This is a genomic window from Exiguobacterium sp. Helios (assembly GCF_014524545.1).
In the GTDB taxonomy this organism is placed as follows: Bacteria; Bacillota; Bacilli; order Exiguobacteriales; family Exiguobacteriaceae; genus Exiguobacterium_A.
Map to the genome: position 1 here is coordinate 976,496 of NZ_CP053557.1, position 23,533 is coordinate 1,000,028.

The 23,533-nt window shown below is 45.4% G+C and carries 21 protein-coding genes; 16 read left to right on the top strand and 5 right to left on the bottom strand.

The features are described from left to right. Positions 1-62: 62 nt before the first annotated feature. From hemE to mscL, 6 genes are all read left to right on the top strand, one after another. Positions 63-1,109, top strand: coding sequence for a uroporphyrinogen decarboxylase (hemE, locus tag HNY42_RS05085; RefSeq protein ID WP_131503869.1), 1,047 nt, complete (start codon positions 63-65; stop codon positions 1,107-1,109). Further along, on the top strand, positions 1,106-2,038 hold the full coding sequence (gene hemH, locus HNY42_RS05090; protein WP_188005201.1) for a ferrochelatase: 933 nt from the start codon (positions 1,106-1,108) through the stop codon (positions 2,036-2,038). Before hemE ends, hemH begins: the two co-directional genes overlap by 4 nt. Continuing rightward, positions 2,028-3,452, top strand: a complete 1,425-nt coding sequence (gene hemG, locus HNY42_RS05095) for a protoporphyrinogen oxidase (protein ID WP_188005202.1) — start codon at positions 2,028-2,030, stop codon at positions 3,450-3,452. The genes hemH and hemG overlap by 11 nt, the downstream gene beginning before the upstream one ends. 136 nt (positions 3,453-3,588) lie before the next feature. Continuing rightward, positions 3,589-5,049 carry a cardiolipin synthase gene (cls, locus tag HNY42_RS05100; protein WP_255508423.1) on the top strand — a complete coding sequence of 487 codons (1,461 nt, stop codon included), beginning with the start codon at positions 3,589-3,591 and terminating at the stop codon, positions 5,047-5,049. A 73-nt stretch (positions 5,050-5,122) separates the two neighbouring features. Next, positions 5,123-6,016 (top strand): Cof-type HAD-IIB family hydrolase, encoded by an 894-nt coding sequence (locus HNY42_RS05105; RefSeq protein WP_255508424.1) that lies wholly within the window; start codon positions 5,123-5,125, stop codon positions 6,014-6,016. 20 nt (positions 6,017-6,036) lie between these two features. Next, on the top strand, positions 6,037-6,426 hold the full coding sequence (gene mscL, locus HNY42_RS05110; protein WP_114596495.1) for a large-conductance mechanosensitive channel protein MscL: 390 nt from the start codon (positions 6,037-6,039) through the stop codon (positions 6,424-6,426). Between the two features lie 54 nt (positions 6,427-6,480). Here the strand turns inward: mscL and HNY42_RS05115 are convergent, their stop codons facing one another. After that, a complete protein-coding gene (locus HNY42_RS05115) occupies positions 6,481-8,655 on the bottom strand; it encodes an ATP-dependent helicase (RefSeq protein WP_188005203.1) in 2,175 nt (724 codons plus the stop codon). Between the two features lie 226 nt (positions 8,656-8,881). Here HNY42_RS05115 and HNY42_RS05120 point away from each other — a divergent pair, with 226 nt between their 5' ends. After that, positions 8,882-9,376, top strand: coding sequence for a GNAT family N-acetyltransferase (locus tag HNY42_RS05120; protein ID WP_188005204.1), 495 nt, complete (start codon positions 8,882-8,884; stop codon positions 9,374-9,376). 68 nt (positions 9,377-9,444) lie between these two features. On the opposite strand, the gene HNY42_RS05125 is transcribed toward HNY42_RS05120, so the two are convergent. From HNY42_RS05125 to HNY42_RS05135, 3 genes are all read right to left on the bottom strand, one after another. Continuing rightward, entirely contained in the window at positions 9,445-10,905 is a 1,461-nt protein-coding gene (locus tag HNY42_RS05125) for a glycoside hydrolase family 32 protein (RefSeq protein WP_131503875.1), read from the bottom strand. 89 nt (positions 10,906-10,994) lie between these two features. Continuing rightward, complete coding sequence (locus HNY42_RS05130) at positions 10,995-12,593, bottom strand: sensor domain-containing diguanylate cyclase (RefSeq protein WP_131503876.1); 1,599 nt, start codon at positions 12,591-12,593, stop codon at positions 10,995-10,997. A 44-nt stretch (positions 12,594-12,637) separates the two neighbouring features. Further along, positions 12,638-13,123, bottom strand: coding sequence for a GNAT family N-acetyltransferase (locus HNY42_RS05135; protein ID WP_188005205.1), 486 nt, complete (start codon positions 13,121-13,123; stop codon positions 12,638-12,640). A 148-nt stretch (positions 13,124-13,271) separates the two neighbouring features. Between HNY42_RS05135 and HNY42_RS05140 the strand changes: the two genes are divergently transcribed. Together HNY42_RS05140 and HNY42_RS05145 are read left to right on the top strand one after the other, a co-directional pair. Continuing rightward, positions 13,272-14,189 (top strand): ABC transporter ATP-binding protein, encoded by a 918-nt coding sequence (locus HNY42_RS05140; RefSeq protein WP_131973257.1) that lies wholly within the window; start codon positions 13,272-13,274, stop codon positions 14,187-14,189. After that, positions 14,167-14,910 carry a DUF2705 family protein gene (locus HNY42_RS05145; RefSeq protein ID WP_131973256.1) on the top strand — a complete coding sequence of 248 codons (744 nt, stop codon included), beginning with the start codon at positions 14,167-14,169 and terminating at the stop codon, positions 14,908-14,910. Before HNY42_RS05140 ends, HNY42_RS05145 begins: the two co-directional genes overlap by 23 nt. A gap of 58 nt (positions 14,911-14,968) precedes the next feature. Here HNY42_RS05145 and HNY42_RS05150 read toward each other — a convergent pair whose 3' ends face one another. After that, a complete protein-coding gene (locus tag HNY42_RS05150) occupies positions 14,969-15,595 on the bottom strand; it encodes a YczE/YyaS/YitT family protein (RefSeq protein ID WP_131503969.1) in 627 nt (208 codons plus the stop codon). Positions 15,596-15,769: 174 nt separating this feature from the next. Between HNY42_RS05150 and HNY42_RS05155 the strand changes: the two genes are divergently transcribed. The 7 genes from HNY42_RS05155 (at position 15,770) to HNY42_RS05185 (ending at position 23,443) form a co-directional block, all read left to right on the top strand. Beyond that, entirely contained in the window at positions 15,770-16,333 is a 564-nt protein-coding gene (locus tag HNY42_RS05155; RefSeq protein WP_026833733.1) for a glycerol-3-phosphate responsive antiterminator, read from the top strand. Between the two features lie 191 nt (positions 16,334-16,524). After that, on the top strand, positions 16,525-17,349 hold the full coding sequence (locus tag HNY42_RS05160) for an MIP/aquaporin family protein (RefSeq protein ID WP_131503880.1): 825 nt from the start codon (positions 16,525-16,527) through the stop codon (positions 17,347-17,349). 34 nt (positions 17,350-17,383) lie between these two features. Beyond that, the gene (glpK, locus tag HNY42_RS05165) at positions 17,384-18,874 is read left to right on the top strand and encodes a glycerol kinase GlpK (RefSeq protein WP_131503881.1); all 1,491 of its coding nucleotides are present in this window, start codon (positions 17,384-17,386) and stop codon (positions 18,872-18,874) included. Between the two features lie 134 nt (positions 18,875-19,008). Further along, the gene (locus tag HNY42_RS05170) at positions 19,009-20,664 is read left to right on the top strand and encodes a glycerol-3-phosphate dehydrogenase/oxidase (protein ID WP_131973255.1); all 1,656 of its coding nucleotides are present in this window, start codon (positions 19,009-19,011) and stop codon (positions 20,662-20,664) included. Between the two features lie 136 nt (positions 20,665-20,800). After that, on the top strand, positions 20,801-21,484 hold the full coding sequence (locus HNY42_RS05175; RefSeq protein WP_131973254.1) for a DsbA family oxidoreductase: 684 nt from the start codon (positions 20,801-20,803) through the stop codon (positions 21,482-21,484). A 30-nt stretch (positions 21,485-21,514) separates the two neighbouring features. Then, positions 21,515-22,504: a lipoate--protein ligase gene (locus HNY42_RS05180; protein WP_131973253.1), complete on the top strand. Its 990-nt coding sequence runs from the start codon at positions 21,515-21,517 to the stop codon at positions 22,502-22,504. 51 nt (positions 22,505-22,555) lie between these two features. After that, positions 22,556-23,443: an SDR family oxidoreductase gene (locus HNY42_RS05185; RefSeq protein ID WP_131503886.1), complete on the top strand. Its 888-nt coding sequence runs from the start codon at positions 22,556-22,558 to the stop codon at positions 23,441-23,443. Positions 23,444-23,533 lie beyond the last annotated feature (90 nt).

A 23,533-nucleotide genomic window follows, 5' to 3' on the forward strand; every position in this document is an offset into this window, starting at 1 on the left:
CTGTGTTCACAAACTTATCGTGCGTTATTTTGGGGCGTTAGAACGAGTATAAAGGGGTAGTTATGATGAAAAAATTTAATGATACATTTTTGCGGGCCATTCGTGGCGAAGAGGTAAGCCATGTACCGGTCTGGTATATGCGACAAGCAGGTCGGTATCAAGCGGAGTATCGTGAAATCAAGAAGACACGGACACTGTTTGAGATTACACATGATCCTGAGTTATGCGCATATGTCACAGAACTACCAGTGAAGCAGTTGGGAGTCGACGCAGCGATTCTCTATAAAGATATTATGACGCCATTGCCTTCGATGGGTGTCGACGTAGAGATTAAAAGCGGCATTGGTCCTGTCATTGCAAATCCGATTCGGACAATGGACGATGTTCAAGCGCTCCAACCATTTAAAAAAGAAGATATTCCCTACATTTTCGAGACGATTAAACTGTTGCGTGAACGTCTCGAAGTTCCGTTAATCGGTTTTTCGGGGGCGCCGTTTACATTGGCCAGCTATATGATCGAGGGTGGTCCGTCAAAAGGCTACCATAAAACGAAAGCATTGATGTATGGTCATCCTGATGTATGGCATGCTTTAATGGAGAAACTCGGAGATATGGTCATCGATTATATCAAAGCACAAGTCGATGCCGGCATCCAGGCATTCCAAATCTTCGATTCGTGGGTTGGTACGACGAGCCGGAATGATTATGTTCTGTATATCAAACCGACGATGGAGCGTATTTTCACGGAATTGAAAGAAACGGGCGTTCCGATGATCATGTTTGGCGTTGGAGCAAGTCATTTGGCGGAAGAGTGGCACGATCTGCCGCTGGATGTCGTCGGACTCGACTGGCGGTTGTCGGTAGATGCAGCACGTGAACGCGGACTGACGAAAACCTTACAGGGAAATCTTGATCCATCTTATCTGCTTGCCCCATGGGAGATTCTCGAAGCAAAAACAAAAGAAATCCTTGATATGGGAATGAAACGTCCCGGTTTCATCTTTAACTTAGGACATGGAATTTTCCCGGAGGTGGATCCGGAAGTCTTAAAACGTCTCACTGCATATATCCATGATTACTCGAAAGAAAAAATGGAGGTAGCGAAATGAAAACATTAGGATTACTCGTCATGGCGTATGGTACGCCGTATAAACCGGAAGACATCGAACGTTATTACACACACATCCGTCGTGGACGCAAACCGTCTCCAGAAGCATTGGCTGAACTGACAGAACGGTATGAAGCAATCGGTGGTGTTTCACCACTGGCGCAAGTCACGATTGATCAAGCGGAAGAATTACACCGCCAATTGTCGGAAAAATATGCGGGTGAAATCGAATTCAAGCTGTATTTGGGTCTGAAGCATATCGAACCATTCGTCGAAGATGCTGTAGAACAAATGGCGAAAGACGGCATCACAGAAGCAGTCACTGTCGTACTTGCACCGCACTACTCGACGTTCAGCATCCGTTCATACAACGGTCGGGCGAAAGAAGTGGCAGATAAACACGGCATTCATTTGGCTTCTGTTGAGTCATGGTACAAAGAAGAAGCGTTCATTGACTGGTGGGGTAAAGAAATCCGGAAAACGTTTGATGCATTACCGGTACCGGAAGAAAAAGCGGTCTTGGTCGTGTCCGCACACAGTTTACCGGAAAAAATCATCGCGAACGGTGATCCGTACCCGGAACAATTAAAAGAGACAGCAGACCTGATTGCGGCACGTGCCGGTGTCGAACATATGATCACAGGCTGGCAATCAGCCGGACAAACGCCAGAACCTTGGCTGGGACCAGATGTACAAGATTTGACGCGTGACGTTTATGAAGCAAAAGGGTATGAAGCATTCGTCTATGTTCCTGTCGGATTCGTTGCCGATCACTTGGAAGTCCTGTTCGATAATGATTATGAGTGTAAAGTCGTCTGTGACGAACTGGGTATTCATTACGCACGTCCGATTATGCCGAATGCAGATCCTGCCTTCATGAGAGCAGTCACCGAGGCTGTTTCGAAACAGGTCGGCAGTTATGTCAAGTAAACGTCTCGTCATCGTCGGCGGTGGTATTACTGGTCTTGCCGCTGCCTATTACGCAGAACGTACTTTTCCCGATTTGAACATCACATTGCTTGAAGCTGGAGAACGTCTTGGTGGGAAGGTCGCGACGTATCGAGAAGATGGTTTTACGATTGAACGTGGACCGGATTCTTACGTCGCCCGAAAACATATTTTGACGGATTTGATTGAAGCAATCGGACTGGGTGAAAAACTGGTCCGAAATAACACGTCCCAAGCATTTATTTTGGATACGGGTGGCCTTCACCCGATTCCTAAGGGTGCGGTCATGGGAATTCCGACGGATCTTGATCTGTTTCGGGAAACGACGTTACTGACAGAACAGGAAAAACAGGAAGTCGCTGACTTGTTGTTGCATCCGTCTGATGAGTTAAGGATTCCGGAACAGGACATTCCGCTCGGAGAGTATTTACGTCCGCGACTCGGGGATGCATTAGTGGAAAAATTGATTGAACCGTTGCTGTCCGGTATCTATGCCGGTAACATCGATCAGATGAGTACGTTTGCGACGTATCCCCAATTCGTCGCGAACGAACAAAAAGCCGGTTCATTGTTTGAAGGGATGCGTTTAATGCGTCCGCTCGATCAATTGCCGCAGACTCCGCAAACAACGATCAAAGCGACGGGACAGTTTTTATCGCTCGAAACAGGACTTGAATCATTGATTGAACGATTGGAAGAGATGCTCGAACGTTCGGAAGTGCGGCTGGAAACGCCATTGCTTGAGATTTCACGTGAAGACGGACGCTACCGGTTGAAAACGGATCATGGTCCGGAGTATGCAGATTACGTACTCTTGACGATTCCGCATCCTCAAGTCGTCAAATTGTTGCCGGATGCCCACTTGCCGGAGCTTGAACAGTTGACGACGCACTCGACGGCGACGATTACGATGATTTTTGATCAACAAGAGTCGTTACCGATTGAAGGAACAGGTTTTGTCGTCAATCGACGGGCACCGTACTCCATCACGGCCTGTACGGCGATCGATCAAAAATGGAATCATTCCGCTCCAAATCATACGGTCCTGCGTGCATTCGTCGGTCGACCGGGCAATGATCATTTGGTTTATGAATCAGATGAAGTTCTGCAACAAGCTGTGTTGCAGGATTTAGAGAAGATTTGTGGACGGGCATTAGAACCGAAACAAGTCATCATCAGCCGGTTGGTAGATGGTCTTCCTGCATATACAGTCGGTCATGCCGATCGAATTCAGCGCGTCCGGGAGGAAGTATTGGCACAATATCCCGGCATTTATCTCGCAGGACTTGCCTATGACGGGGTAGGATTGCCGGATTGTGTAGCCAGTGCAAAAACAATGGTTGAATCAATTGAATTGGAACAATCCCACGCGGATGAATCCGTCAATGAATCATAAAATCTTATCCAGTGCAGGAAACTCCATCTTTTTTAGGAGTTTCCTGCACTTTTTTGTTTTATTTACTTTGAAAATAAGGAATACCTTATACATTGCAGCGGGAAAAGGTGACAGGTAGAACAAAGGAGGAGATCCAGTGCTTGACGTGTTGAGTACGATGCTCGTTATATTGGCTTACGGCTTGATTATCATGAATTTATTGGCGGTCGTCACCGTTATTTTTTTGGAACGACGAGACATTGGCGCAACATGGGCATGGGTTCTGATTTTGTATTTTGTTCCGTTGATCGGGTTTCTGATTTATTTATTTTTTGGACGTCTCTTGAAAAAAACAAATTTTTATCACGTCGAACAAACGGAAAAACAAGAACAATCACGACGCGTGACGCTTCAATTAACCGAATTGGATAAATTCGAGACACAACAGCGTCATCCTGCTATCGTCCGGTATGACCAACTGATCCGGATGAATTTAGTGTCGAACGATGCGTTGCTCAGTTTTAAAAATGAGGTCGTCATTTTATCGGACGGTGAGCAAAAATTTAATCGGATGATGACCGACATCGTAAATGCGGAACACGAAATTAACATCCAGTATTACATCATTCAAAAGGATTCGCTTGGACAAGCGTTAATTGCCGCTTTGACAAATAAAGCGAAACAAGGAATCAAAGTCCGGTTGCTCTATGATGCGGTCGGCTCCCGTGATTTGAAACGGTCCGACTTTAAGGAATTGATGAAATACAACGGGGAAGTGTTCGCTTTTTTTCCGCCGACAATCGGTTTGATCAACTTCCGTCTCAACAACCGAAACCATCGGAAGTCATGTATCGTCGACGGGAAGATTGGTTATATCGGCGGCTTTAACGTCGGAACGGAGTATTTAGGGATCGACGAAAAATTCGGCTACTGGCGCGACACGCATTTCCGGTTAGAAGGAGAAGTCGTCCATGATCAACTGGACCGGTTCATTTTGGACTGGAATCAGGCCAGTGACAGCTATACGGCAAAAAATGCTTTTTATTATGGCGCCCATTCGATTGAACAGGAGCTGCCGATGCAGATTGTGACGTCGGGTCCGGATTCAAAAACGGAACATCTCAAAAATCTGCTGATTAAAATGATTTCATCCGCGAAAGAATCGATCTATATCCAGTCGCCCTATTTCATTCCGGATACCAGTTATATGGACGCCTGCAAAATGGCGTTACTGGCAGGTGTCGAAATCCGAATTATGATTCCGAACAAGCCGGACCATCCGTTCGTCTACTGGGCGACGACAGCGGCAGCAGGGGAACTAATTGATTATGGAGCAAAAATCTATACGTATGAACCTGGATTTCTCCATGCGAAAACGATTGTCGTCGATCAGGAAATCGCATCCGTCGGAACGACGAATATCGATGCCCGGAGCTTCAGATTGAATTTTGAGATGAACTCGATCGTCTACGATCAGCATGTTGCAGAAGAACTGGCCCGTCTGTTTGAAGCAGACTGTCTCGTCTGTGAGCAACTGACGGCTGAAAAATATGCGAAACGTTCCCGACTCATTAAGTTTAAAGAGAGTATTTCCCGATTGTTGTCTCCGATCCTTTGAGCGGAATCAAAAGGGTCGGAACAGGAATATCATGCTGAAAATGGTATAGTAAAATGGAAAAAGATAAAGGAGAGTGAACGTTTTGGCAAAAGCAATCAAATTATTGATCTCAGACATGGATGGTACGGTGTTATCCAGTAAACAGAAAATAGAACCGGAAACGATTGCAGCCATTGAAGCTGCAAAAGAACAAGGCATTGATTTTGCGATTGCGACAGGACGAAACTACTTAAATGCAAAAGAATTGACGGATCAGGCAGGGATCACATGTCCGATCATCGCGTCGAACGGAGCGCGCGTTTTGACCGTTGACGGGGAAGAACTGAGTGCGACGACGCTGACAACTGAGCAAGCGCAACAAATTTACGGCATCATCAGCCAATACGAAGTATTTTTTGAGATGTTTTGTGACCAAGGTCTCGTCACGGCACAAGGATCAACGATTGACGCCGCCTATGATTCGCTCAAGGAAATGAGTCAGGAAAGCGACCGGGCAAAGGATGTGCTCGACTTTTTCCACAATCGTTATTACGTCAATGAAGATGTCAAGATGATTGATGGATTCCGCTCATTCATTCGTAACCAAGCAGGGCAGGTCTTTAAGTTCATTTCCTTCTCTTTTGATCAGGAGTTGATGAAAAAGATTTGGAAAGAAATCGAACAAAAAGTGGACGGAATTTATGTGACGTCGTCCGGTCATGACAACATTGAAGTCATGGCACTTGGTGCCGATAAAGGAACAGCGGTCAAAACACTGGCAAAGCACCTTGGAGTGTCAATCGAAGAGGTCGCCGTCATCGGGGACAACTTAAATGATGTTCCGATGTTCAAAGTCGCCGGAATGGCGATAGCGATGGGGAATGGTCATGACGACGCAAAAGCGATTGCGCATCAAGTGACGAAAACAAATAATGAAAATGGGGTCGGCTATGCGATTCGTCAGTTGGCTGATCGGGCATGGACGTAACAAGAGAGGGGGAACAGGCATTGTTCAAAGCGTTTAAGGAGTTTGCGTTTCGCGGAAATGTCATTGATTTGGCAGTAGGGGTCATCCTCGGGGCTGCCTTCAGTGGCATCATCAAATCTTTGGTCGACAGTATCTTCATGCCGTTGATCGGCATTATCATCGGTGGAATTGATGTCAAAGGATTGTCCGTCGAGGTCGGAAATGCTAATTTGTTATACGGTCAATTCCTGCAAGCGAGCATTGAGTTCATCTTGATTGCATTTGCCTTGTTTTTGTTTGTGAAAGGCATCAATGCTTTTCGTCGGAAAGAGGAGACGACGGAAGAAGTCGCAGCTCCGACGACGGAAGAAAAACTGCTTACGGAAATCCGTGATGCACTGGTCCGTCAAAATGATGAACGCATGACATGATCAACAAAAGACTCATTTTCCACTGGAGCTCGTCCGGTGAAAAATGAGTCTTTTTTAAAGAATCGTTATCAGATGATTTTCGGAACAGACTTGGAGGGACAGTTGCTTATCGATGCCCTTATCAAACTGAATCTCGAGAACGTCGTCCATCAAATGAACAATCGTTCCCTCGCCGAAGGATTTATGACGAATTCGCATGTTCTTCTCGACGGCAAGAAGCGGTCCTGCCGGTGTATCGTTCAAACGCGGAGCATAGCGGGCTTCTTTTTGTGCCTTTTGATCCGGATTGAGAATCTGTCGGATATTTGCGATGAATAAGGATTCTTCGACCGGCTTTGACTTATACCGGTAAGACAAAAGATGAAGATCGTGCCGTGCCCGTGTCATACCGACATAAAACAGGCGGACTGCTTCTTCCATTTCTTCGAGTTGTCCGTCTTTGTAAGATTTGATGTTATCAGACGACGGAAGAACACCGTTGATCAGATCAATCATGAAGACACGATCGAACTCAAGTCCCTTGGCACTGTGGAAAGTCGATAAGGTAACGGCATTTTGATGTTTATTGGACTTCGCTTGACGCATTAATTGTTCGAGATGCAAAATCCGTTCTTTAAAGGCAAGGGACGTCGGAAGATCACTTGCAACATTTTCAATCGTATTGAGCATTTCAAGTAAAAAATCAATGCTGAATCCAAGACTGTCACTCATTTTTTTCAGGTTTTTTTCATAGCCCAGTTCATTACGAATCAGTGCCAATGCGGCAGCAGGACGGGCAGTTTGCATGGCAGCAAAGACCGATTTAATGGTTTTGAGTTGTTTTTTTTGATAAAACTTCATCTCGACATGATGAAGCAACAAATCAAACACGTTTTCTCCGTTCCGTAATTCGTACAGACGCTGTAATTGAACTTTTGAGATATACCCTGCAAATTTCGTATGAATTTGCGCCAAAACATCCACATCGGAAGGGTCGTTTGCCAATTCGATGAAATGTAAGATATCCTTTAAAACCCAATGGCTAAAGAATTTATGGTCGACGTCCTTGATATAAAAAGGAATGCCGGCTAGATCAAGAGCATTCATGATGTTTATCGAGGACGAATTATTACGGTATAAAATCGCTACTTCTTTAAAATTCGTTTCCTCACGTAATTGACGAATGACATACCGCGTTTGGTCTTCGTACGCCGGTAACGTTTCAACGGTGATGGCACGGGACGACGGATTTTCCGTATACATTTTCTTCGGGTAACGGACCTTATTACGCTGAATGAACCGATTGGCGGTCTCGACGATTTCTTTAGAGGAACGATAGTTTTGTTCCATGTACAATACGGTCGCATCGGGATACGTATCTTTAAAGTGGATGATTTTTGATACATCCGCACCGCGCCAGCTGTACAGCGTTTGATCATCGTCGGCGACGACACAAAGGTTATTGTGAGGCAGTGCCAGTTTTTCGACAAGTTGATGCTGAACTAAAGACGTATCCTGACTTTCGTCCGTTAAAATATACTCAAAACGCCGTTGGTACGATCTAAGCAGTGCGGCATCTTCTGACAGAATCGTATTGGCATACGTCAACATGTCATCAAAGTCCATCAGCGGATGGAGGGGATCCCGCAGTTTAAATTGTTCATAAGCTGAGTAAATCTCCGGAAAATGTTTAATGGTCGTTTTTAATGTTTCAACATCCTTCGTTACCAATAACCGATTTTTAACGAAAGAAATCATTCGCAGTAATTCATCCATCTGATCTTCCGTAATGACGCTCCGGTTAATTTCTTGGAAAATCCGGCGAAGAATCATTCGTTTATGCAACGGCTGTTCCGGACGATGTGTTGCCGATTTTTCAACGGCTCCTTCGATAATCGTATACTGAAGGCGACGTGTTGCCGCATAATCACGGACGACTTGAAAGGCAAAACTATGGATCGTCGAAAAGGAAGCCGTCGTCCCGATTAAATGATGAAACCAATCATGAAAACGTTCTGCCATCTCATGAGCAGCGGCTTTGCTGAAAGTTAATCCTAAAATAGACCGGGGATTCACCTTTTTTTCGAGAATCAAATAGGCAATTTTAAAGTTCAATGTTGTGGTTTTTCCTGAACCCGGGGAAGCGAGTAATAGGAGCGGACCTCGATCGTGCTCAATCGCTTGGCGCTGGACAGCATTTAGTTTGGTCCCGGTTTCCATCTCCATGCGTTCAAAAAAGTCTGGGGACATCGGTTTATTCACCTCTTACCTTTGTAAACTCAATTTTCTTTTCTTAGTTTAGCATTTTCAGCCGGACAATTGATTAAGTCTACACAAGAAGTGGAATATAAGTAAAGATAAAATCTTTTACAGGAACGTTCCTGAATCATTGGCTAAAACATCTAGAACATGTAAAATGGAAATAGATGTAAGGGGAGTGTTGGGTCTCCTTGACTAATGGAAGGCGGAAAAAAGTATGTCTCAAGTAAAGCTGTTTATGTATACCGATGAACATTATGAACAATGTGATGCGTTTATTCTTCCGGAAGAACAAATCCAATTTACGACATTTCCGACCGAAGTCGTGTCGGAAGCGGTAAGTAATCCGGACAAGTTTCCGGTCGTCATAAAAAAAGAGATGGAAGTCGTCGGATTTTTCATCCTGCATTTAAATCCACCGAAAACATACCGGACAGATGAACGCAGTGTCCTGTTGCGGGCTTTTTCGATTGATGCAAGACATCAGCAACAAGGCTATGCCAAAGAAGCAATGATGCAATTACCTGCATTCGTGAATGAACATTTTCCAGAAGTAACGGCGATTACGTTAGCGGTCAATAAAAAGAATATCGCGGCAAAATCCTTGTACTTTAAAACAGGTTATGTGGACACGTTACAATCTGTCATGGGTCCGATTGGCGAACAACACATATTAGCCTTTGATCTTCAAAAAGAAACAGCTCCTCAATAAAAAGCACATTCCACAGCTGATCTGTGAGGAATGTGCTTTTTTTGCAGGAATAAAAAAGAATCAACGGCTTACAGGCTGTAAATGGCCAGCTGAGCCGTCGCGTCACCTGTCAGAACGATGCCTTGGCTCGTCGTTTTCGGGAAAATCCGGGCGGAAGCAACGGCTTCCCCGTCATTTAGAAATACTTCGATTGACGAACGATCAACGAACACCCGTAAGGTATGCAATGGTTCGGTCAATACGGTAGAACGAGTCGTACCATATTCGAGTGCTGGCACCTCTGCCCCTGATTGTCCGCGATCAATGGTAAATCGATTCGTTTGTTGATCGTATCGCAGAACGGTTTCTTCCTGCTCGCTGACCCGAAGCTTCACTTCCAATTGGTCGGAAGAAAGTTGCAACTGGGACAACTCGAGCTCGAAAATTTCTGCTTGTGCAGGCAGGACTTCACGGACCAACTTCAGTTCCTTTTCGTACAACGTTTCTTTACGGAGTGACGTTAGTTCCTGAACGGGTTTTTGACGCAACTGCTGATTTTCGAGTGTCAGTTCTCGCGGCAACGTCAAACCGTGTGCCCAGTTATAACGGTCGCTTGGATACGAGATGTCAGGTAACCCCATCCAGCCGACAAGAATCCGGCGTCCGTCTGCTGCAAGTGTCGTCTGGGGAGCATAAAAATCAAATCCGAAATCAAGTTCCACAAAATCCTCATGTTGGAAAGCAAGCTCGGGAAGGGCGAGTGGTTGTCCCATCAAATATCCCGACTGGAAGATGTTTTGGTAACGATCTCCTGCGGGAGCAATCCCTTGCGGACTGAACAGTAATAGTCCTTTTCCGTCCAGTTCAAAATAATCAGGACATTCCCACATGTAACCGAATTGATCGTAACGGGTGACGAGTTCGCCCATCAAGGTCCAGCTCTCCGCATCTTCGGATTGATACATTACTGTGCAGCCGGTCAGATCGTCACGTTGAGCCCCGATGATGCAATACCATGTACCGTGATGCTGAAACACTTTAGGGTCCCGGAAATGCTCGGTATAGCCATTTGGAACGGTTGGAATGGCAGGGGGCAGATGCTTGTCAATCCGGCCGTCCGAACGAAGGTGACCAACGATTTGACTCGTGTGTCGCTTCCAATCTGCATCCCGTTTGTTTCCTGTATACATGATATGGATCTGATCATTTTTAATGAAACCACTTCCGGAGTAAGCACCGTGTGAATCAGGATCATCGTTTGGAATAAGGGCTGCTCCCTCATCAAACCAGTGCACTAAATCCTTTGAAGTCATGTGGTACCAGTATTTCAATCCGTGAACGGGGCCGAGCGGGAACCATTGGTAAAAAAGATGATACGTGCCGTTGTGATAAACAAATCCGTTCGGATCGTTCAACAAACCGGTTGGGGGTTGAATGTGGAAAGAAAACCGCCAAGGTGAGTTGCGTACTTCTTCTTTCATGAGTTGATACACTTCCGGTGCAAGATCGGAAAGCGGGCGATAGCGTGCTTCGCGTGTCCACTGATTCATGTTGTCAGCTCCTTGTTGTAAGTAGTTGGGGATTGCTTCTTCTATGCGTTCACATTACGGAGAAGCGGTGATCTTGTCAATGAAGCCTCTTAATGATGGAAGGTCAAGCATCCTTTGCCCCGGTGTTTGGAATCATACAAAGCAAGATCCGCACGGTGAATGACTTGTTCGATCGATTCTTCGGTCGAACGAACGGCGACTCCGATGCTGGCTCCAATAAACAAAGTTTGTTGATTCAGAAGATACGGATACGAAAGCGTGTGGATGATGTCCTTGCCGTACCGGTCGATATCTTCCGTCGAAATCTGTTCGTTGAGGATAATCAGAAACTCATCCCCGCCAAGCCGTGCCGTAATCCCTTCATAGCGTAAGGATTTTTGAAGACGGTCGGCAACTTCGATTAACAATAAATCACCCATCGCATGACCATACTGATCATTGATTGCTTTAAATCCGTCTAAATCAAGATACAGGTAAATCTGATCATGCGTTTTACGAGACAGTTCATCCAGATAATCAGATAAACCATTCCGGTTCGGCAGTCCGGTCAAAGCGTCATGAAGGGCGAGTGACTCGTAGGTCGTTCGTTCTTGCTCGGTATGGGTCAATTTCGTCGTCAGTTCGCGTAACGCGACGGACAGTACTTCTATCTCACGAATCCCGGTATGTGACGGAATCGATTTTGATCGATCGTGTTGCATGGCTTCTGCTGCCTGCGTGATTTTCTTTAAGGGGCGAGTCAACAATCGGGCTACGAACCAACCGATGATGGCTGTCAGCAAAGAAGCAATCAATCCGGCAATCAAGATGTAATTTCTCAGAGTGCTTGCATCTGAAAAGGCAACTTGACTCGGTTGGCGGACGAGAACGGTCCAGCCGAGACCGTCGTAGTTTTTATAGCCTTTACTTTTGGCGACACCGGTTAAGTATTCCTGCCCTTTTTCCCAGTCGGAAATCCGGTATCCTTTTTGATTTCCGGCTAACCAGGCAGACGGTAAGTTTTTCCCGCGCCACTGTTTCGGACCGAGAAGGACCGTCCGGTTTTGTTTACTGACGATGAAGAATTCGACATCTTTAATCTGTGCGGTAGAACTTTGGAAGCTTTGTTCGATTTCCTTGGCCCATTCAAAGCTGAGATGTGCGGCGAGGACGCCACTCATTTTTCCGTTTATAAATAACGGTGTGCTGATATCGACGAACTGTAACGGTTCGCCGCTCGGGTTGGGAAGTAATTTGGCCAGTAAAACAGCATCATGCACATCTCCGATAAACGGTTTTTTTTGTGCTTCCTGAAAGACAGGACGCGCTTTGATTGATTGACCTTCTAGAATTTTCCCGGTCGATGCAACGACTTGTCCATCAGGATCCATGACGCCAATCCATGAAAAGTCAGGGATTTGTTGTTGCAACTGTTCAAGCGTATTGCGTGTTTCAGCCGGATTTTGTTCGTCACGAATCGTCGGTAACGTCCGTAAGACGTTGACTTCAGCGGTACGGGACCACATATAGTGATCCAGTTTATCGGATAACTGATAGGCAGTGGCAGACAAAGTCGTTCCTACTTCATCCTGTAGACGGTCTGTTGCACGATTGCTGATTAAAAACGTCAAGGAAAGTGTCATGACGAAAAAAAGACCGGCAATCAATAAGGCGAGTAAAACATCAAAACGGATAGAAAATTTCTTCATAATAAACTCCAATTCCATTAATGAGATAAACAGGATTCTTCTCATTATTTTAGCATACGATCATCGCATGATTTCATTTTGATGAAAACTTCGACGGGTTGATTGTGATTGGATATTCCATATCGTTCGAAGCGGAAACCGAGATCTTCCCAAAAGCGACGTCCTGATACATTTTCAGGTAGGACGGCTAGACGAATGACAGGACAATCATGTAAATACTGTTCGTGGAAAAGACGGAAAATCATCGAACCGATGCCCTGGCGATGAAGCCGTTCGGGCATTAAAAACAACCCGATCCAGGTGGAATGATCGGTTAGGTGTTCCGGTAAATAATCGATGAGGGCAAGTATATCTTCCCCGTCAAGACAAAGGAGGCTAATCGTATCGGGATTTAAAAATTCTGCTTCTAATTCGTGTTCTGATAAAGGAAGTAATCGACCTTCCAGTTGAACATAGTGCGGGTGTTCAGCATAGATGGATTGAATGGTTGGAAAATCTATTTTTGTCACAGGAACAAATTGAAGTGGCATCGGGGTTCCTCCAGTTAAATAGAGTAGTGAACATCTTTTAGTATACGATTTTGAATTGGAAATGGATTACATAATTGTAAGGATAGGAACTTTTTTACTTTGAATCACGTACACTGAAGTAAGAAGAACAGCAAGAGGAGGAAAAAAGATGCTGAAAATTGAACACGTATCAAAACGTTTAGGCAAAGAACAGATTTTAAAGGATGTCAGCTTTGAAGTGGCGCCAGGAGAAGTGTTTGGATTTCTTGGACCAAACGGGGCAGGGAAAACAACGACCATCCGAATCATTACAGGACTAATGGAACAGGATGAGGGGACAGTCACCGTCAATGGTTTTGACGTCGTCCATGAACGCTCAAAAGCATTGACACAAATCGGTGCTATCGTCGAAAATCCGGCATTCTACACCTACATGACGGGCAAGCAAAATCTTGTTCATGCCAAGAATCTGATTCCGGGTCTGACTCAGGTTGACTATGAGGCATTAGCGAAACTCGTTGGTCTTGAAGGAAAACTGTCGAAAAAAGTCGGTGAATATTCACTCGGAATGAAACAACGTCTTGGAATTGCCCGGGCCTTGTTACATAATCCGCGGGTTTTGATTTTGGATGAACCGACGAATGGACTGGATCCGGCCGGGATTGCCGAACTGCGCGAATATCTCCGGGCAATGGCACGCGAGCAGGATATTGCGATTTTGATTTCCAGCCATATGTTAGGTGAGATGGAACAAATCAGTGACCGGTATGCGATCATCGACCAAGGGGTCATCAAATCGGTCGAGTCTGTCCGAAATGAGACGGGAGCCAAAATCATGATTCGTGTTCCGGAAAATAATGTACGCGACGTCATTGAAGCATTGCGGGTTGCCAACTATCCGGCCGAACGCTTGAACGATAAAATCGTCATCACGGCACCTGAAACCGAGACACCGGCTATCGCCCGATTAATCGTCCCGATTGCTGATTTACATGAACTGACTGTAAAACGAATGACACTGGAAGAACAATTCTTGCAAGTGACGAAAAAAGAGGGGGATTCACATGCTTTCGCTCATACAAAATGAATGGATGAAATGGTGGACGATGAAAAAATCAAAAATCGTCTTAGCTCTATACGTCGTTATCGTCGTTGGACTTGTCATTATCACGAAAATGAATGATTTTGACATGACGCGCAGTGATTATTATACGTTGGTTTCGACAATTTTATTCGGCTTGCTTGGCATCATTACGATTGTCTTCACGGCGGAAACCGTTGGGAATGAAGTCCGCTACGATACGATGAAACACCTATTGATGAGTCCGTATTCGCGGATGATGATTTATTTTTCAAAGCTGTTGTTCTCAATTTTAGTCATGCTTGGACAATTCATCTTCATCGCGGTCATTACGTACGCTGCTTCGTTTGCCTTTTCTGAAGCCGGTGACAGCATCCAGTGGCGTGATACCGTGTTGTCGCTCGTTAGTCCGGTTTTCACAATTTTCATGACGTTATTCTTCTCACTTATCTTCCGCTCTGTCGGGATGATTATCGGCTTCACCGTGCTCGCCCAGTTCTTTACGTCGATTGTCGGGAATGTGTTACTCGCCTTCAAACCGGAAATCGCGAAATGGATTGTTTTGATGCATTTGGACTGGTCGATGTACTTCAAAGGCGCCTTGACATATGGAACGGCAGAACCGATGGGAACGACATTGACGTTTTCTGTCATCTTCGTTTTGGCACACATCTTGGTGTTATTCGGCGGATCAATTTTGATTTTCCAAAAAAAATCATATCTTTAAATCTAAAAAAAATCCTGTCTCCACTGTGACATTCACAGCGCAGACAGGATTTTCTGCGTCAGGTGACACGACGGGTGATCGGAAATGTCTTTTGGAAAAATTCAATCAGTGGACCATTTAACAACAGAAAGACGAACGTTCCGACACCGATCCCAATCAATTCGTGTTCGACGAACGACAAGATGCTGGCAATCAAAAATGGAATCGCCAGGCTGACCGTTGCACCAATCGAAGTACTGTTGAATCGGCTGATTAATGATTTCATCAAGTAATCGGGCGGCATCAGGACGAAACCGATTTGCAGATACAGGGCAAGTCCGAGCGAAATCAACGGCATCCCGATGATCATATACAAAATACGCGCCCACAAGGCGACCGGTGTATAAAGGAGCTGGTGAATCGATAAGAAGAAATCAATCGCTGTCCCGAACAGGACGACAAGGGAAAAACTAAGTAAAATCGTCCACCAACTGAAACGGCTTCCAAGGAGTAAAGCACTGATCAGCGCAAAAACATGCAGGACGACGATGGCGAGTCCGACGGTCAACGGCGAAATTCGGGCTAACGCTTCACTGGCAGATGTCCACGGGGCGCTCCCGATGGCGGCCGTGACCATGAAGCTGTTGCCGAGGGCGTTAATAAGGATGGAAAATAAATAAATGATGATTCTTTTTTGTTGACTCATGCGAGGCACAGGGGAAAAGCTTCTCCCTATGCTTCTCACCTCCATTTCAAATCAGTATCGTTAAGCTATACCCTAATTTAATCGTTCTTTTCATTTGTTTTCATAAAAAGAGGATTGCGGAAAACATTGCGGAGACGACATACTAAGAACAAATCAAAGAAATGAGGACGCTATATGACGTACTTTGGTCAAAAGATTCTACCGTCTGTAAGAAAGTTGGAAGACTTTGAAAAAATGTTGAAAAGTCCTTATGAATACGGTGTACTACTCGAGATGCACGTCTCGCGCTTAAAGGCCGTTTATGAATTGGCACACCGGTATGATAAAAAAATGTTTTTGCATATGGATTTAGTCCAAGGGTTAAAAAACGATGAATTTGCGACCGAATATGTCTGCCAGGAATTAAAGCCATATGGGGTCATATCGACAAAAGCGAGTGTCATCTTAAAAGCCCGTCAAAAAAAGGTCAAGACGATGCAACGGATGTTTTTACTTGATTCCAGTTCGCTTGAAAAAAGTTATCATCTGATGGAGCGGACGCAACCTGATTATATCGAAGTATTACCGGGATTGATGCCGAAGTATATCGAAGAGGTCAAACGAAAAACCGGCAAACTGGTATTCGCGGGTGGATTGATTGATACCGTTGAGGAAGTAGAACAGGCAATCGCGGCTGGAGCATCGAGTATTACGACATCCAATAAAGAGTTATGGAAATACTTTGAACCAAACAAATGAAAACGCTATGATAAAGATCACGTAAATCGTTTGACAGCGTTTTCATCGATTGTTATAGTGAAAACAAGTTGATACGAAGTGACGGAGAAATCGGAGATTCACGCTTTCATGCTTTTTGAGAACATTCAAAAAGCCGAGGCGCGAATCTCTTTTTTTTGTTGCTTTTTTCACATACAAAGGGGGAAATACGTATGTCACCGGTACTAGCAGAATTTTTAGGAACAGCGCTTCTCGTAGCATTCGGGAATGGTGTCGGAGCAGGTGTTACATTAACCAAATCCTACGCAAAAGATGCCGGCTGGATCGTCATTACGTTAGCCTGGGGGTTTGCGGTAGCGCTCTCTGCCTATGCGGTGGGTCAATTCAGTGGCGCCCACTTGAATCCGGCCGTAACACTTGGTCTTGCTTTTGACGGATCATTTGCATGGGCGGACGTTCCGGGATACATCGTGGCACAAATATTAGGTGGAATTGCCGGAGCGAGTATCGTATTCGTTCATTACTTACCGCACTGGGCAGAAACGAAAGATCCGGCGGCAAAACTGGGTGTTTTCGCGACATCACCTGCGATTCCACATACATTTGCGAATGTCATGAGTGAATTGATTGCGACATTTTTGCTCGTCATTGGAATTTTATCGATTGGAGCCAATACGTTTTCAGACGGTCTGAATCCATTGGTTGTCGGTGTCTTGATTGTCGGTCTCGGAATGTCATTTGGGGGGACGACAGGATACGCAATGAATCCGGCACGTGATTTAGGTCCGCGAATTGCGCATTTTATTTTGCCGATTGCAGGAAAAGGTTCTTCTAACTGGGGTTATGCCTGGATTCCGGTACTTGGTCCGGTTCTTGGTGGAAGTCTCGGTGGATTGTTTTACCGATCTGTCTTCTCCGGGAAAGATACACCGGCATTTGTGATTGTCGGACTTGTGACAATCATCATATTAGGTTTATGCTATAAATTCGGTGTTCGTCCGAATAAATCAACGTCAGTGAAGTCGAAGTCAGCTTAAGCTTAACTTACTAGATACAAAGGATGGGGAAGAGATGGAGAACTACATTTTGTCATTAGACCAAGGAACAACGAGTACACGGGCGATTTTATTCAACCGTTCTGGAGAAATCGTTCATTCCGCACAACGTGAGTTTACGCAGTACTTTCCAAAACCGGGTTGGGTTGAACACAATGCTAATGAAATTTGGGGAAGTGTCCTTGCAGTTGTTGCAACCTGTCTAACGGAAGCTAACGTTAAGGCGACACAAATCGCCGGAATCGGTATCACGAACCAACGGGAAACAGCAGTCGTCTGGGAGAAAGAGACTGGAAAACCGATTTATAATGCAGTTGTCTGGCAATCGAGACAAACAGCTGAGATTTGTGACGAGTTGCGGAGTGCCGGTCATGCCGAACTATTCCGTGCAAAAACAGGTTTATTGATTGATGCCTATTTCTCCGGAACAAAGGTGAAGTGGATTCTTGATCACGTTGAAGGTTCAAGGGAACGGGCTGAACGTGGTGAACTATTGTTTGGAACAATTGATACATGGCTGATTTGGAAGTTGTCAGGCGGTAAAGCCCATGTCACGGATTACTCCAATGCCAGCCGGACGTTGATGTATAACATCCATGAACTGAAATGGGATGACGAATTACTTCAGCTTCTCGATGTTCCAAAAGCGATGCTTCCTGAAGTCCGTCCGTCTTCTGAAGTTTATGCCCATACAGCTGGCTATCATTTCTTCGGTGAATCAGTTCCGATTGCCGGTGCTGCCGGAGATCAGCAGGCTGCTTTATTCGGTCAAGCTTGTTTTGAAAAAGGAATGGCGAAAAACACGTACGGAACGGGCTGTTTTATGCTACTGAACACAGGCGACAAAGCTGTGACATCGGAACACGGTCTCTTGACGACCATTGCGTGGGGAATCGACGGAAAAGTCCAGTATGCGCTCGAAGGCAGTATTTTTGTGGCCGGTTCAGCGATTCAATGGTTACGGGATGGTCTTCGCCTGATTAACGATGCGAAGGAAACAGAAGCTTACGCGACACGTGTGACTTCTTCAGACGGTGTTTACGTTGTTCCTGCCTTCGTCGGTCTCGGGACACCTTACTGGGACAGCGATGTCCGTGGTGCAGTCTTCGGTCTGACGCGCGGAACGGAAAAAGAGCACTTCATCCGGGCGACACTTGAGTCACTCGCCTATCAGACGCGTGATGTCTTGACGGCGATGGAACAGGATTCCGGAATCGAAATGTCTGCCTTACGTGTCGACGGCGGGGCCGTCAAAAATGATTTCCTCATGCAATTCCAGAGTGATATCATTCAGGCACCGGTCGAGCGTCCTGAAATCAATGAGACAACGGCTCTTGGCGCGGCGTATCTCGCTGGTCTGGCTGTCGGATTCTTTGAAAACCAAGAACAGATTTCGGCGCATTGGAAGATGGATCGTCGCTTTGAGATGAACATGGCGGAAGCGGAAAGCGAAGATCTTTACGGTGGATGGAAAAAAGCTGTTCAAGCGACGATGTTGTTTAAATGATGTGACATATGTTATAGTAACAACAAGTTAATAAACCGGTCGGAGAATATGGAGAGACCACAGCAACAGTTGACACCGTCAGTCTGTTTGTTGTGGTCTCTTTTTTTTTCGAACCTAAACAGGAGGAACTATTCATGGCAAACCAACAATTTTCAAGCAAAAACCGTGCAGAGGTCTACAATCGATTAACGCGTGAAGAACTCGATTTACTTGTCGTAGGTGGAGGAATCACGGGGGCAGGAATCGCTCTTGATGCTGCGTCACGTGGCATGAAGATTGGACTCGTTGAGATGCAGGACTTTGCAGCAGGAACGTCAAGCCGTTCAACGAAATTGGTACATGGTGGTTTACGTTATTTGAAACAATTCGAAATCCAAATGGTTGCCGAAGTCGGGAAAGAACGGGCAATCGTGTATGAAAACGGACCACACGTTACGACACCGGAATGGATGTTGTTACCGATGCATAAAGGCGGTACATTCGGACCGTTCAGTACGTCAATCGGATTACGTGTTTATGATTTCCTGGCAGGCGTTAAACGTTCAGAATGGCGTTCAATGTTGTCAGCCAAAGAAACATTGGCAAAAGAACCGCTTGTAAAACAAGACGGTCTAAAAGGCGGCGGTTACTACGTCGAGTACCGGACAGATGACGCCCGTTTAACGATCGAAGTCATGAAAGAAGCGGTTGCTCACGGAGCACGTGTCGTCAACTACACGAAAGCGGAAGAAATTCTGTATGAAAACGGAAAAGTCGTCGGAATGCGTGTGACGGATCTTGCGACAGGAGACGTACATGAAATTCGTGCGAAAAAAGTCGTCAACGCAACGGGTCCTTGGGTCGATGAATTGCGGGAAAAAGACGGTTCGAAAGTCGGCAAACAACTGCGTTTGACAAAAGGGGTTCACGTCGTCATCGACCAGTCAAAATTCCCGCTGAAACAAGCTGTCTATTTCGATACACCGGATGGCCGGATGATTTTTGCCATTCCACGTGACGGAAAAGCGTATGTCGGAACAACGGATACGTTCTTTGACAAAGACACATCACATCCGAAATTTACAGTCGAAGACCAGGAATATGTTCTCGATGCAATTCATTACATGTTCCCTGAAGTGAAAGTGACAGCGGAAGATGTGGAATCAAGCTGGGCCGGTGTTCGTCCATTGATTTATGAACAAGGAAAAGACCCGTCTGAAATTTCGCGGAAAGACGAAGTATGGCAGTCTGAATCCGGTTTGATTACGATTGCCGGCGGAAAACTGACAGGCTACCGTAAAATGGGTGAGCACGTCGTCGATCTCGTCGCCAAATTATTAAAACAAGAAACAAACCGTGCCTATACACGTTGTGCGACAAAAAACATGCCGATTTCAGGTGGCCATGTCGGAGGGGCAGCCGGGTACGCGAAGTTCTTGAAATCACAAGCACCGGCAAACGGATTAACATCAGAAGAAGTGTTATTCCTTGCGAAACGATACGGTTCGAACATACCGGTCGTTCTTGAATATGCGGCAGCGTATGATGCGGCGGAAACAGAATTACCGCGTGATGTCTATGCACAGCTTCATTACGGAATCAACCACGAAATGGTGGCACGTCCAATCGACTTCTTCATCCGTCGGACCGGCGCCGTCTTCTTCGATATTGCTTGGGCACGTCAGCATAAAGAAGCAGTCATCAAAGAGATGGCCCGTCACTTGAACTGGACAGCTGCACAAACAGCAGAATATACAAAAGAACTTGAGATCGAAATTGAGGACGCGGCTCACGCACTCGTCACAGAATAAATACTTGTTCGACAAAAACTCCTTTGCTTTCGGCGAAGGAGTTTTTACTGTCCTATGAAATCAGATTCATTGCAAGCGAACGCCCGGGCGATTATGCTAAACATACATGATAACTACATGAAGGAGATGGAACACGATGAAAGTTGAAGTCTGGTCAGATTATGCCTGCCCATTTTGTTATATCGGTAAGAAACGTTTGGAAAAAGCGATTCAGGAGAATGGAGCGACAAACGTCGAAGTTGAATTTAAAAGTTTTGAACTCGATCCGTCAGCACCGGAAACACCAACGATGGGATTGTACGAAATTTTAGCATCAAAGTACGGGACATCTGTTGATCAAGCTCGATCGATGTCGCAAGGTGTCGTCGATGCGGCGAAAACCGATGGTCTGTTCTATGAGATGGACCGCGTTGTTCCGGCAAACACATTTAAGGCTCACCGCCTGACTCAACTTGCGAAAAAGCATGATAAAATGGATGAAGTATCAGAAGAGTTATTCCAAGCTTATTTCATGAATGGTGAGAACTTAAACGACGATTCGATTTTGATGCGCATTGCGACTACTGTTGGACTCGATCCAACAACGGTAGAAACCTTCCTCGCATCTGACGAGTCTTCCGATGAAGTGCGTCAGGAAGAAGATATAGCTCGTGAACTCGGTGTGACCGGTGTGCCGTTTTTTGTATTTGACCGGAAATATGCCATTTCAGGAGCGCAGCCTGTTGAAGCATTCAGCCAAGTATTGGACCGGGTGCAACAAGAACAAAAAGTAGAAATCGTAGCTGAAGGTGATGCCTGCGGAGTCGACGGCTGTAACTAAATTTGATTGTTAAAGGAGTACATGAAACTTATGAAATTCATTTTCCATCCAGATATCCACGATGCACGGATCAATCTTGCTGTCGAGGACTTTATTTTGAACAATTTAAATGTCAGCGAAGAAGATTATTTCCTGTTCTACATCAACGGTCCGTCGATTATTGTCGGTAAAAACCAAAACACGAACGAGGAAGTCAACTTAAAATATGTTGAGGAAAACGGCATTCATGTTGTCCGTCGTTTATCAGGCGGTGGTGCCGTTTACCACGACCTCGGAAACCTGAACTTCAGTTTCCTGACAAAAGATGACGGAGATTCGTTCAATAACTATAAAAAATTCACGGAGCCGGTCGTAAAAGCACTGCACAAATTGGGTGTCGAAGCAGAGCTGTCCGGTCGTAATGACATTCATGTCGGAACCCGGAAAATCAGCGGAAACGCCCAGTTTACGACAAAAGGCCGGATGTTCAGCCACGGTACATTGATGCTTGATTCAAACATTGAGGAAGTTGTCAATGCGTTGGTCGTCAGTGAAGAAAAAATGCGTTCAAAAGGAATTAAATCGGTCCGCAGCCGGGTCGCAAACATCTCTGAATTTTTGACAGAGCCGTTGACGATGGATGAGTTCGTCGAACATCTCCTTGAATCGATTTATGAAGGAAAAGAGATGGAACGTTATGTCTTGACGGACGAAGACTGGGCAAAAGTCCATGCGATTTCAGCAGAACGGTACGGGAACTGGGATTGGAATTTCGGTAAATCACCGAAGTTTGATGTGATCCATAAAAAACGTTTCCCGATTGGAACGATTGATTTCCGCTTGAATGTGAAAAAGGGAGTCATCGAAGAAGCGAAAATTTACGGCGATTTCTTCGGAGTCGAGGATGCCGAGGAAATCGCACGGGCATTGGAAGGCAAACGGTATGACCGGTCTTCGTTACGCGAAGTCTTGAGTCAGTACGAATTAAAGAAATATTTTGGTGCCGTGGAGCTGGACGAAGTGCTTGACGTTTTAGCATAAGCTTTTTTGGGAAAACTCTCTCTATCAACTTGCATAGGGGGAGCTTTTTTCATGGGCTACAATAAAGATAACTTTTTAGAGGGTACATTAAACGACTTCATCAATTTTGAAAAAGTTTCGGAAGGCTTACCGAAAACGGAAGATCAACAACCATTGCCGTATTATGAACGGGACGATTACCGTGCTGCCGGGAAATTAAAAGGCAAAGTGGCTATCGTAACGGGTGGTAATTCAGGAATCGGGCGTGCGATCTCGATTGCCTATACATTAGAAGGTGCTAAAATCGTCATCGCGTTTTATGGTGATCAAGAAGGTGCAGAAGAAACAAAAGCCCGTCTCGAAGAACTTGGTGGCGAAGTGTTACTTTCGCAAGGAGACATCGGAGACGGCGCGTATTGTGAAGAACTCGTCCAAAAAACCATCGACCGTTTTGGTCGTCTTGATATCGTCGTTAACAATGCGAGTATGCAAAAACCGGAAGATTCGTTGCTCGACATTACAGACGAGTCAATGGAAAAAACATTCAAAACAAATATTTTCGGGATGATGCGCTTAGCACGTGCGGCTTTACCTCACTTGACACTCGGCTCGGCCATCATTAATACGACGTCTTCGACAGCATACGAAGGAAACTCCCTCTTAATCGATTATTCGTCGACAAAAGGAGCCATCGTCAGCTTCACACGTAGTCTGTCAATGAATCTTGCGAAACAAGGGATTCGTGTCAATGCCGTTGCTCCAGGTCCAATCTGGACACCATTGATCACAGATACATTCCCGGATGAATCGGTCAAAACGTTTGGTAAAAACACACCGATGGATCGTCCGGGACAACCGGCAGAAATGGCTTCGGCCTATGTCTTCTTAGCTTGTAACGATTCAAGTTATATGACGGGTCAAGTCCTGCATCTAAACGGTGGCGTCATCGTCAACGGTTAAAAAGAAAGAACGTGAAAACGTTTCCATAAAATGCTACACTATCCATACAGGCGGACACGTCATGTATGGATTTTTTTTGCATTAAAAATG

Excerpts from the sequence above, each read along its gene's own strand:
- HNY42_RS05145 (WP_131973256.1), top strand. The coding sequence starts at position 14,167 with ATGCTTTCGCTCATACAAAATGAATGGATGAAATGGTGGACGATGAAA.
- HNY42_RS05125 (WP_131503875.1), bottom strand. The coding sequence starts at position 10,905 with ATGAATCAGTGGACACGCGAAGCACGCTATCGCCCGCTTTCCGATCTT.
- HNY42_RS05185 (WP_131503886.1), top strand. The coding sequence starts at position 22,556 with ATGGGCTACAATAAAGATAACTTTTTAGAGGGTACATTAAACGACTTC.
- hemG (WP_188005202.1), top strand. The coding sequence starts at position 2,028 with ATGTCAAGTAAACGTCTCGTCATCGTCGGCGGTGGTATTACTGGTCTT.
- HNY42_RS05180 (WP_131973253.1), top strand. The coding sequence starts at position 21,515 with ATGAAATTCATTTTCCATCCAGATATCCACGATGCACGGATCAATCTT.
- HNY42_RS05175 (WP_131973254.1), top strand. The coding sequence starts at position 20,801 with ATGAAAGTTGAAGTCTGGTCAGATTATGCCTGCCCATTTTGTTATATC.
- hemH (WP_188005201.1), top strand. The coding sequence starts at position 1,106 with ATGAAAACATTAGGATTACTCGTCATGGCGTATGGTACGCCGTATAAA.
- HNY42_RS05120 (WP_188005204.1), top strand. The coding sequence starts at position 8,882 with ATGTCTCAAGTAAAGCTGTTTATGTATACCGATGAACATTATGAACAA.
- HNY42_RS05150 (WP_131503969.1), bottom strand. The coding sequence starts at position 15,595 with ATGAGTCAACAAAAAAGAATCATCATTTATTTATTTTCCATCCTTATT.
- HNY42_RS05140 (WP_131973257.1), top strand. The coding sequence starts at position 13,272 with ATGCTGAAAATTGAACACGTATCAAAACGTTTAGGCAAAGAACAGATT.
- glpK (WP_131503881.1), top strand. The coding sequence starts at position 17,384 with ATGGAGAACTACATTTTGTCATTAGACCAAGGAACAACGAGTACACGG.
- HNY42_RS05155 (WP_026833733.1), top strand. The coding sequence starts at position 15,770 with ATGACGTACTTTGGTCAAAAGATTCTACCGTCTGTAAGAAAGTTGGAA.
- HNY42_RS05135 (WP_188005205.1), bottom strand. The coding sequence starts at position 13,123 with ATGCCACTTCAATTTGTTCCTGTGACAAAAATAGATTTTCCAACCATT.
- HNY42_RS05160 (WP_131503880.1), top strand. The coding sequence starts at position 16,525 with ATGTCACCGGTACTAGCAGAATTTTTAGGAACAGCGCTTCTCGTAGCA.
- HNY42_RS05170 (WP_131973255.1), top strand. The coding sequence starts at position 19,009 with ATGGCAAACCAACAATTTTCAAGCAAAAACCGTGCAGAGGTCTACAAT.
- HNY42_RS05115 (WP_188005203.1), bottom strand. The coding sequence starts at position 8,655 with ATGTCCCCAGACTTTTTTGAACGCATGGAGATGGAAACCGGGACCAAA.
- HNY42_RS05130 (WP_131503876.1), bottom strand. The coding sequence starts at position 12,593 with ATGAAGAAATTTTCTATCCGTTTTGATGTTTTACTCGCCTTATTGATT.
- hemE (WP_131503869.1), top strand. The coding sequence starts at position 63 with ATGATGAAAAAATTTAATGATACATTTTTGCGGGCCATTCGTGGCGAA.